This is a genomic window from Bradyrhizobium sp. (assembly GCF_035273305.1).
In the GTDB taxonomy this organism is placed as follows: Bacteria; Pseudomonadota; Alphaproteobacteria; order Rhizobiales; family Xanthobacteraceae; genus Bradyrhizobium.
Window position 1 is genome coordinate 1 of sequence record NZ_DATEPI010000030.1, and the last position, 10383, is coordinate 10383.

At 60.2% G+C, this 10383-nt stretch carries 11 protein-coding genes; 3 read left to right on the forward strand and 8 right to left on the reverse strand.

Features of this window, described 5'->3' with window-relative positions:
* Positions 1-227: 227 nt before the first annotated feature.
* Entirely contained in the window at positions 228-1583 is a 1356-nt protein-coding gene (locus VJV58_RS01965) for an oligosaccharide flippase family protein (protein ID WP_324135653.1), read from the forward strand.
* Positions 1584-1588: 5 nt separating this feature from the next.
* Here VJV58_RS01965 and VJV58_RS01970 read toward each other — a convergent pair whose 3' ends face one another.
* The 8 genes from VJV58_RS01970 to cysG form a co-directional block, all read right to left on the reverse strand.
* A complete protein-coding gene (locus VJV58_RS01970) occupies positions 1589-2377 on the reverse strand; it encodes a 3-hydroxybutyrate dehydrogenase (protein WP_324135644.1) in 789 nt (262 codons plus the stop codon).
* Between the two features lies 1 nt (position 2378).
* Positions 2379-3560 carry a patatin-like phospholipase family protein gene (locus VJV58_RS01975; RefSeq protein ID WP_324135645.1) on the reverse strand — a complete coding sequence of 394 codons (1182 nt, stop codon included), beginning with the start codon at positions 3558-3560 and terminating at the stop codon, positions 2379-2381.
* Between the two features lie 85 nt (positions 3561-3645).
* Positions 3646-4149 (reverse strand): CAP domain-containing protein, encoded by a 504-nt coding sequence (locus VJV58_RS01980; RefSeq protein WP_324135646.1) that lies wholly within the window; start codon positions 4147-4149, stop codon positions 3646-3648.
* A gap of 173 nt (positions 4150-4322) precedes the next feature.
* The gene (locus VJV58_RS01985; protein ID WP_324135647.1) at positions 4323-5054 is read right to left on the reverse strand and encodes a phosphoadenylyl-sulfate reductase; all 732 of its coding nucleotides are present in this window, start codon (positions 5052-5054) and stop codon (positions 4323-4325) included.
* Positions 5051-5566, reverse strand: coding sequence for a DUF934 domain-containing protein (locus VJV58_RS01990; RefSeq protein WP_324135648.1), 516 nt, complete (start codon positions 5564-5566; stop codon positions 5051-5053). Before VJV58_RS01990 ends, VJV58_RS01985 begins: the two co-directional genes overlap by 4 nt.
* Positions 5553-7208: a nitrite/sulfite reductase gene (locus VJV58_RS01995; RefSeq protein ID WP_324135649.1), complete on the reverse strand. Its 1656-nt coding sequence runs from the start codon at positions 7206-7208 to the stop codon at positions 5553-5555. Before VJV58_RS01995 ends, VJV58_RS01990 begins: the two co-directional genes overlap by 14 nt.
* Before the next feature lie 12 nt (positions 7209-7220).
* On the reverse strand, positions 7221-7538 hold the full coding sequence (locus VJV58_RS02000) for a DUF2849 domain-containing protein (protein WP_324135650.1): 318 nt from the start codon (positions 7536-7538) through the stop codon (positions 7221-7223).
* Positions 7535-8971 (reverse strand): siroheme synthase CysG, encoded by a 1437-nt coding sequence (cysG, locus tag VJV58_RS02005; protein WP_324135651.1) that lies wholly within the window; start codon positions 8969-8971, stop codon positions 7535-7537. Before cysG ends, VJV58_RS02000 begins: the two co-directional genes overlap by 4 nt.
* 263 nt (positions 8972-9234) lie before the next feature.
* Between cysG and cysD the strand changes: the two genes are divergently transcribed.
* Together cysD and VJV58_RS02015 are read left to right on the forward strand one after the other, a co-directional pair.
* Positions 9235-10029 carry a sulfate adenylyltransferase subunit CysD gene (cysD, locus tag VJV58_RS02010; RefSeq protein ID WP_324135654.1) on the forward strand — a complete coding sequence of 265 codons (795 nt, stop codon included), beginning with the start codon at positions 9235-9237 and terminating at the stop codon, positions 10027-10029.
* A gap of 24 nt (positions 10030-10053) precedes the next feature.
* Positions 10054-10383 (forward strand): GTP-binding protein (locus VJV58_RS02015; RefSeq protein ID WP_324135652.1); only part of this gene is annotated, 330 nt, incomplete at its 3' end.

Sequence of the window (10383 nt, forward strand, 5' to 3'; positions counted from 1 at the left end):
TGGTGGGCGCCGAGCGCTCCTACGAATTCAACATCAATCTGTATTAGAGCGTTTTCGAGCGAGTGGACGCCGGTTCGCGTGAAGAAAACAGAACCGATCACGCTCGTGCGGGCAGCACCGGCCAAGCCGAACCCGGAGCTGCACCCAACTCAATCTTAACGAATAGTTGATACGTCGGGACCGTGGCCGCGATCCGCAGCGGCCTTCGGAATTCCTGCCTCATGGTGATGGACGCACAACCCGCGACAGCTTCGCACCCCGGCCCGATCGGGCGGTTGCGTTTACTGCTCGGCGGATCCGGCGACGCGTCAGTGACAAGGCGGCTTGCCGGCACCATTTTCATCATCCGCGTTATCAGCGCGGCGCTTGCTTATCTTTCCCAAGTGCTGCTGGCCCGCTGGATGGGTGGCTCGGATTACGGGGTGTATGTGTATGTCTGGACCTGGGTGCTGCTGCTCGGCAGCATGATGGATTTCGGCCTCTCCGCATCGGCACAAAAGATCATTCCGGAATACCGCACGCGCGGCGAGCACGCGCTGTTGCGCGGCTTTCTATCCGGCAGCCGCTGGATCAGCCTCGTAGTTGCGAGCGTCTTGTCACTGCTGCTCGCAGGCGTGGTGAAACTGCTCTCGCCATGGATGGACGCCGACGCGATCGTTCCGCTTTATATCGGCTGCGTTACGTTGCCGGCTTTCGTGGTCGCCAACACGCAGGACGGTATTGCGCGCTCGCATGATTGGATGCGGCTGGCAATCATGCCGCAATTCATCGTGCGCCAATCGCTGATCATCGGCCTCACTGCGGGCGCGTTCGCGCTTGGCTTGCGTCTCGGTGCAACCGCCGCGATGCTCGCCAGCTCAGCTGCGGTATGGATCGCGATGATCGGCCAGATGATCGTGCTCAACCGCCGTCTCGGAGGCCATGTCGAGGCTGGTCCCAAAGCTTACGATTTTCACGGCTGGCTTGCGGTCTCGCTGCCGATTCTGCTGGTCGAAGGCTTTTACCTGCTGCTGTCCTACACCGACGTGCTGGTACTGCAGCAATTCCGCAGTTCCGAAGAGGTGGGCATCTACTTCGCGGTGGTGAAGACTTTGGCGCTGGTGTCCTTTATCCATTACGCTATGGCAGCGACCACCGCGCATCGATTTGCGGAATATCATGTGCTCGGCGACAAAACGCGGCTGTCGGCCTATGTGACGCATGCGATCAATTGGACCTTCTGGCCATCTCTCGCCGCAACCGTGCTGCTGCTCGCCCTGGGCAGACCACTGTTATCGTTGTTCGGACCACAGTTCGTGAGCGGTTACGAAATCATGTTCATCGCGGCGGTCGGGCTTGTGGTGCGTTCCGCGATCGGTCCGGTGGAACGGCTGCTCAACATGCTCGGCCATCAGCATATCTGCGCGCTCGCCTATGCGCTGGCTTTTGTCATGAACGTGGCGCTCTGCTTAGCGCTGGTGCCGCGGTTCGGAGGCCACGGCGCCGCCGCGGCGACCTCGATTTCGCTGGCGTTCGAAACGCTGCTGCTGTTCTGGATCGTGCGGCAGCGGCTCGGGCTTCACGTGCTCGCGTTCGGAAGCTGACCGCTTCAGGCCGCGGTCCAGCCGCCGTCCATCGACAGGTTCGCGCCGGTGATCTGTGAAGCGTCGTCACCGCAGAGGAACAGCGCCAGCGCCGCGACCTGGTCGACCGTGACGAACTCCTTGGTGGGCTGCGCTGCCAGCAATACGTCCTGAATGACCTGCTCTTTGGTGAGATTGCGCGCCTTCATGGTGTCGGGGATCTGTTTCTCGACCAGCGGCGTCCAGACGTAACCGGGACTGATGCAATTGCAGGTGATCTTGAAGCTGGCAAGCTCAAGCGCCACCGTCTTGGTGAGGCCTGCAATGCCGTGCTTGGCCGACACGTAGGCCGCCTTGAACGGCGATGCCACCAACGAATGCGCTGACGCCGTGTTGATGATCCGGCCCCAGCCACGCTTCTTCATGCCGGGCACAGCGGCGCGGATGCCATAAAATGCGGACGACAGATTGATCGCGATAATCGCTTCCCACTTTTCAGGCGGAAACTCTTCGACCGGGGCAACAAACTGGATGCCGGCATTGTTGACCAGCACGTCGACCGAACCGAAAGTTCTTTCGCCGAGCCCAATCATGTCAGCGATTTCGGCAGGCTTGGTCATGTCGGCGGGCGAATGGACGGCCTTCACTTTGAACTCGGCTTCGATGCGCGAACGCTCCTTCTCAATATCGGCAGGCGTTCCCATTCCGTTAAGAACGATATTCGCACCCGCTTTTGCGAAGGTGCGCGCATAGGCCAGTCCAATCCCGCTGGTCGATCCGGTCACCACTGCGTTTTTACCAGTCAACACGCCCATTTCATTTCCTTTTATTTGCCGACGAAGGCTCAAGAGAATCCTCCGTAAGATCGTAGCTCATCATGGTTTCATCGGATTGTGGCTGTTCGAGCCAATTCTTGTGACGCATCGAGAGCTTGACGTCGCGCTCGCCAGCGCCCCAGTGCTCGACCATTCCGACCCGTGAAAAATCATAATCCTTCGAGGAGGATTCGTAATTCTTGCTGCGATATATCAGATGTACCACCGTGACGGTGTTTTCCTTTGCCGCCTCCGACAGCATTTTGACCGACGGGTCGTTCCTCAGGTCATCCGGCAGCTTGCCGATCAGTTCGCGCAACCCCTTGCGCATATTATGAACCTGCTTGTTCTTGTCCGTATTCATCCGCGTGCGGCTGGAAAACCGGATGTCCTTTTCGCGCTCCGCCGCTTCCAGCAATGAGTCGGGTAGCGGGCCGCGAGCGCTGAACAAATCGACCTGAAAGATCAGCAGGTCGTTGCTGATTTCCGCATCCAGTACATAGTCGAGCGGCGTATTTGAAGCGATGCCGCCATCCCAGAAATGCTCGCCATCGATTTCGATCGAAGGAAATCCCGGTGGCAACGCGCAGGAAGCCATGATGTGCTCGGGTCGAATTTTCTTGCCGAGTTTCCTGAATTCGAAATTGTCGAAATACCGGAGATTGCCGGTCGTGACACTCACGGCACCTACGCTCAGGCGGGTCTCGAGCGCGTTGATCCGGTCGAAGTCGACCAGCCGCTCGAGCGTGGCGCGCAGCGGCGCTGTATCGTAATAGCTCTGCGACTCCGGAGTGCCCGGCGGCCAAAGCGGCGCCGGCGGCAGGCGCGGCCGGAAAAAGCCGGGCACACCGAAGGTCGCGATATAGGCTGCGCTGGTTTCGTTGAACAGCGATCGGGCGCCCTCGCCCGATGCAATCGGACTCCACGGCACCGGCGCTGAAACCATTTCCCAGAATTGCTTCAAGCGATCGATGCGTTTCTCGCGCGTGTTGCCGGCAATGATCGCTGCATTGATGGCGCCGATCGAGATGCCAGCAATCCATTCCGGCTCGAAATCCTGGTGAGCCAACGCCTGGTAGGCACCGGCTTGATACGAGCCGAGCGCGCCACCGCCTTGCAAGACCAGTACGCGCAGCGCTTTCGCGGGCGTGCTGGCTGGCGCTGAATACGAGCTATCGTTCATTGTTCGCTCGAGTATGGAATTTGCGATCCACGGTGGCGTCAGTTCGCGATGAGGTCAACGTGCGCGGCTGCTTGTGACATCTGCTTTATCGAGGCTCCGATGCCGCCAGAATCATGGTCCAGAACACTTTGTATTTGCTATTGGGAGCGTAGCTGGCGGCGATGCCCAGCCTCGTGACCCCGGTTTTGAGCATATTGGCCCGGTGTGGCGGAGAGTCCCGCCAGCCCGAAAACGCCTCCGCCAATGTGTGATAGCCGGCGGAGATGTTCTCCACCGCCAGCGTCGCCGGGTATCCGGAGGCGCTCAGGCGGGACGCCAACGGCGCCTTGGCGTCGTGATCGAGCTTGTCCCGGCTGGCCATCACCAGCGACTGCTGCTCGGCGAGTTTCATCAGCTCGGGATCGACCGCGACGGCACCTACCCCATTATTCTGCCGATAGAGCGAGATCATCGAGGCTGCCGCGAGCGAGTCGAGCCGGGCCCCGGGGCTCGCCATGTTGATATACATCGACGGTTGCTCAATCGGCACTTCCCCCGCGCAGCCGCAGAGTGCCAGCAGTCCAATCATCGCCAGCGCGGCGCGTGTCATTCAAAGCCCCCCGCGCATGTTCGATCATGCGCTCATCCATGCTCCCAAGACAGGATCGGCCGCAGTTTCGGCTGATCCTCTCTTGGTCGGCGTTGTTGCATACCAACCGTGGCTGAATGGTGAACGTCGCGCCATGATTTTGCCGGTCCGCGGGGTGACCGGCAAGCCCGGACCTACGAGGGTTTATGCGTATGGATACCGCATTCGGTTTTAGCAGTGCCACGCCAGCGGCCGGCGCGCACGTCTTCGCCGGCTTTGGCGCGGCTGGTGCATGGCATGCAGCCGACCGAGAGAAAACCTTTTGCCACGAGCGGATGCGGCGGCAGCTTTGAAGACTTGTAGATGCTCTCGATCTGTTCGCGCGAGACGTTTGCGAAGGGATTGAATTTGAGCCTGGCGCCGTCCTCCTCGACGACGGGAATATCGGCACGGACGCCGCCTTGGAAGCGCTTGCGGCCATTGATCCAGGCATGAAACGGGGCCAGCGCACGGCTCAACGGTTCGACTTTGCGGATCCTGCAGCATGCATCCGGATCGGAGAACCAGAGCGCCCTCTCGGGATCTTCGCGCGAAAGGGTCTGTTCCAGCGGCTTGATCGAGCGGACGTCGCGTAATCCCAATCTCTCGATCAGTGTGTCGCGATAGCTTAACGTTTCCTCGAACAGCCACCCGGTATCCAGGAAGATCACCGGTATCGTTGGATCGACTTCCGCCATCACCTTAAGCAGTGCGGCCGACTCGCTTCCGAATGAGGAGACCAGGGCGAGGTGTTCGCGCCCGACCATTTGCAGCGCTTTTGCGATGACCTCCCGAGGAGAAGCATTGCGCAGTTCGCGGTCAACGTCTTGAGCCGATGGCAACTCGCGAACCGATTCGGACCGCTCATCAGGTGCGAGCGCAGTCATCGGCTGGCGCTTTCTGAATGACGCGCCAGCATCCGCCGGTGCAGCGCGGTGAGCCGGCCGTCGCCGGTCGGCTGATAGAACACCGAGTAACGCTGCACGGTCCCGGCGAACGCCTCGGCATCGGCAGGCTTCTTCACCTCGAAAGCATCGAAACCGGCGCGCGTCATGAATAGGAACTGGTCGCGCAGCACCTGCCCCGTGGCGCGCACTTCGCCACGATAGCCGTGGCGTTCGCGCAACAGCCGGGCCTGGCTGTAAGCGCGGCCATCGCGGAAGGTTGGAAACACCAGGGCAACAAGCGCAAGCCGATCCAGATAGGGTACGAGATCATCGAGGTCGCGATTGTTCGGCCAGATAACGCCGGTTCGACTTATCCGGCGTGAAAGCACCTCGGGATTTTCGAGAAATCGCGCTGCCGAAATGATTACCGCGCCTGCATCGGGTATCTCGGCATCATCGGCGATAACCGCGAATACGTCGTCCGCAATTTTCCCGTTCTTAACGAGTGGCATAGACGCGCTCCCTGAAAGGTTCGACACCGAGCCGCTTCACGGTTTCGACGAACAGCTCATCGGGACGCACCCGTAACGCCAGATATGCTTCGACAATATCTTCGACAACATCGGCGACTTCGGCGTACGGCACCGCCGGCCCGATCAGGTTGCCGAGTTCGGCGTTCTCGTCGGCACGGCCACCAATCGTAATCTGGTAAAACTCCTCGCCGTTCTTCTCGACGCCAAGAATTCCAATGTGGCCGACGTGATGGTGGCCACAGGCGTTGATACAGCCCGAGATATTGATGTGCAGCCGTCCGATCAGGCTGGCGATGTCGTGATTCGCAAAACGCCGCGTCAACTCCTGCGCGATAGGGATCGAGCGCGCGTTAGCAAGCGAGCAATAATCCAGCCCCGGGCAAGCGATGATGTCGGAGACCAGATTGACGTTTGGCGTCGCCAGCCCGAGCTTGTCGAGCGCCTTCCAAAGCGCTGGCAGATCGCGGCGCGCGACATGGGGAAGCGCGAGGTTCTGCTCGTGGCCGACGCGGATCTCGCCAAAGGAATATCTGTCGGCGAGATCGGCGATCGCGTCCATCTGGTCTGCGGTGGCATCACCGGGCGGCCCACCAACGGGCTTCAGAGAGAGCGTCACGATCGCGTAACCCTGTACCTTGTGGAGCGCGACCGAATTCTTACGCCATCTCTCGAACTGAGGATCATGCGCGGCCTTCTTCAGCTCTTCCGGCATGTGCGGCAATTTCTCGTAGGCGGGATAGGTGAAGCGCGAACGGATCTCCTCGATGATGCCGTCATCCAGCGTCAGCGAGTTGCCGCGCATCTGCTGCCATTCTTCCTCGACCTCCTGCGCAAATTTCTCGATCCCCAGTTCGTGCACAAGGATTTTCATCCGAGCCTTGTAGATGTTGTCGCGACGGCCATACTGGTTATAGACGCGCAGGATCGCCTCGACATAGCTGAGGAGATCGTGGCCATGGACGAAGCTCTTGATCGTCTTTGCAATGAAGGGTGTGCGGCCAAGCCCGCCGCCGACCAGGACCTCAAATCCGGTTTCGCCCTCCGCGTTCTTGTGCAGGCGCAGCCCAATATCATGAATCTTGATCGCGGCGCGATCATGAGCTGATGCGGTAATCGCGAACTTGAATTTGCGTGGCAGGAACGAGAATTCCGGATGCAATGTTGTGTATTGCCGCAATAGCTCGGACCAGATGCGGGGATCCTCGATTTCGCCGGGCGCCACGCCGGCCCATTGATCCGAGGTGACATTGCGCGTGTTGTTGCCGGAGGTCTGCATGGCGTGGATGCCGACTTCAGCGAGATCAGCAAGCGCATCCGGCAATTCGGCAAGCTTGATCCAGTTGAACTGGATGTTTTGTCGCGTGGTGAAGTGGCCGTAGCCGCGGTCGTAGCGCCGCGCCACGTGCGCCAGCCTGCGCAATTGCCTAGAGGACAGCGTTCCGTACGGAATCGCCACGCGAAACATGTAGGCGTGAAGCTGCAAATAGACGCCATTCTGCAGGCGCAGCATCTTGAATTCATCCTCGGTGAGTTCGCCTGTCAGACGGCGCTTCACCTGGTCGCGAAATTCATCGACCCTCTCGTTGATAAGCGCGCGATCGAGTTGGTCGTATGCATACATGAGAAGATCGCCTTACGCCGGAACAGGAAGATCGATGGTGACACCCCGAAATCGGATATGTTCGCGGAGGTTGCCCGGCTTGATCTTTCCGGATTCCTTGACTTCAACGGGTGCGATATAGGCGCCCACTGCGCCGAGATCGTCGGCCACTGACTCCGCGAGTAACGCGCGCGCCTCCTCGGAGGTGCGCACGATCGCCGCCTCCGAAAGCTTTGCCGACCAGTCCCGTCGAGCGGTGCGGTAGATGACAAGACCGTCCCAAGTGCGGTTGGCCGTCACCACTGACGGGCCGGCGATTCTGATTTTTTTCTGTTCAAGCGGCGAGGTCATTCGGCAGCGTCCATCAATTCTGAGACAATTTGATTGAGGTTGGAATCGCGAAATGAGGCAGACCGCGCCACTACATCGCCGATAATCAGAATGGCGGGACCGCCCGCGATCTTGTCGACCAGATCGGGTAACGCATCGAGTGTTCCGACGACCCCTTCCGCCTCCGGACGGGTTACCCGCGCAAACACGCCGACCGGCGTTTGCGGCGACCGCCCGGCGGCCAGCAGGCCGGCGCGGATCGAACTCGCCGCGGTCAGTCCCATGTACACGACGACCGTCATCTTCTCGTCGGTCAGCGTCGACCAGTCGACGGTCTCGGCATCCCTGGCCTTGTGCGCGGTGAGGAACGTGATGCGAAGCGCTTCCCGGCGAAACGTGAGCGGTACTTCGAACTGCGCCGCCGCGCCGAGCGCAGCGGAAATCCCGGGCACCACCGAATAGGCTACGCCAGCTTGGCGCAACGCGTCGACTTCCTCTCCGCCGCGCCCGAACACAAAGGGGTCGCCCCCTTTAAGGCGTACGGCACGCTGACCTGCTCTCGCAGCCTCGATCATCAGTTCGTTGATCGCTGCCTGGCCGATGCCGGGCTTGCCGACGCGGCGACCCACGGGAATGCGCACCGCATCGCGGCGCGCGCGATCGAGCACTTCGGGCGAGACCAGTTCATCGTAGAAAACAACATCGGCATCCTGCAGCGCTCGAAGCGCCCTAATGGTCAGCAGATCCGGATCGCCCGGACCAGCACCGACCAAAGCCACGCTTCCTTCGGGCTTGCCTGTTGCTTGCGCGCCAGCAAAGGCGCTGGCGTCACGAATATCTTTCAGTGCGGCTTCGGCTTCATCGGTGCGTCCGGCGAGGACCAGCGCGCCGATCGAGCCATCGACCACGCGCTCCCAGAAGCGGCGGCGTAAGGAAAATTCAGGGATGCGGCTGTGAATGGATTTACGCCAGCGTCCGATAAAGCTGGCGAGTTCGCCAATTCTCGCCGGCAGGGCTGCTTCAATGCGCTCGCGCACACGGCGCGCCACCACCGGCGACGTCCCACCGGTACCGACGGCGACCACGACGTCCCCGCGATCGACTACAGCCGGGAAAACAAATGTGGAGTGCGAAAGATCGTCCATCACGTTGACGGGGAGACCGATCGCCTTCGCCCTCGCCGACATCGCAGGCCCGATCTCGCCGGCGCCCGCACAAAGAACCGCAACAACACCTGAGAGATCGGCTGCCAACGGATTCCCATCGACACGCTCGATTCTTGCTAGTTCGGCAGCGTTGAGGCCGCTGACATCATGTTGGCCATCGTTCACGTACCAGCGAACATGAGCGCCCGCAGCTACCAGCAAACGCAGTTTCGCTCGTGCCAGGTCGCCGGCGCCGACCAACAGCACAGGACCGGCTTGCAGATCGAGGAATATCGGCAGGAATCGCATGCGCCACTCGCTTACCCGACTTTCCGGGTTGACTGGAATTATTTTCTATATATCTCTGATTTCACGGCCGCAAAGAGAAAATTATTTCTTCTCTATTGCAGCGCAACTATAGAATTTCAGCCTTTAACGGCCAAGGGCCAGAGATGCATCTTCTCGATAAGAAAATCCCGAGCCGTCCACCGCTTCAGGATCAACCGCCAAGGGAGTCAGGGAACTCCGATGTCCGGCAATTTTCCACCGGTATTCGCGCGGTGCAGCCTTCGATGGATCACCTCGACGCGCTCGAGGCGCAAAGCATTTACATTTTCCGGGAAGCCTTTGCGCGGCTGAAGAAGCTGGCGCTGTTGTGGTCGCTCGGCAAAGACTCCAATGTCATGATCTGGCTCGCGCGCAAAGCCTTCTTCGGCCACGTGCCATTCCCCGCCTTGCACGTCGACACCGGCAAGAAGTTTCCGGAGATGTACGCGTTCCGCGACCGGTACGGCAAGGAATGGGAGCTTGATCTTCGGATCGAACTTTGTCCCCCGCTGGAGACTGTTGATCCGACCCTGCCGCCTGCCGCGCGATCCGCCGCCCGCAAGACCGAAGGGTTGAAGCTGGCGCTGGCCAAATACGGCTTCGATGGCTTGATTGCAGGCATCCGTCGTGACGAAGAAGCTACTCGGGCGAAGGAACGGGTGTTCTCGCCGCGCGGCACAGAGGGCGGATGGGACGTACGTGACCAGCCGCCGGAATTCTGGGACCAATTCAATGCTTCACCGCCACCGGGAGCACATTTGCGCATTCACCCGATCCTGAATTGGACCGAAGCCGACATCTGGGCCTACAGCAAGCGCGAAAACATTCCAATTATTCCGCTTTATCTGGCCAAGGACGGCAAGCGCTATCGCTCGCTCGGTGACCAGGACATCACGAATCCCGTGGATTCAAACGCTGCGAGCATCGAGGAAATCCTTATCGAACTCGAAAGCACCAAGGTGCCGGAACGTTCAGGCCGCGCGCTCGACCACGAGACCGAAGACGCGTTCGAGCGATTACGGGTCGCGGGCTATCTCTAAATTATCATTGCGCTGGGTGATCCGATGAACATGCTTGTGACGACCTCGATATCGGCAACCCCGAACGGCACTACCCGGCCCCAGCTTCGCATTGTCATCGTCGGGCATGTCGACCACGGCAAGTCGACGCTCGTCGGCCGGCTGCTGCACGAGACCGGAAGCCTGCCCGAAGGCAAGCTCGAGATGCTCAAAACCGTCAGCGCCCGCCGCGGTATGCCGTTCGAATGGTCGTTCCTGCTCGATGCGCTCCAGACCGAGCGCGACCAGGGCATCACTATCGATACGACCCAGATCAGATTTCGCACCGGCTCTCGCGACATCGTCCTGATCGACGCGCCGGGCCACGCCGAATTC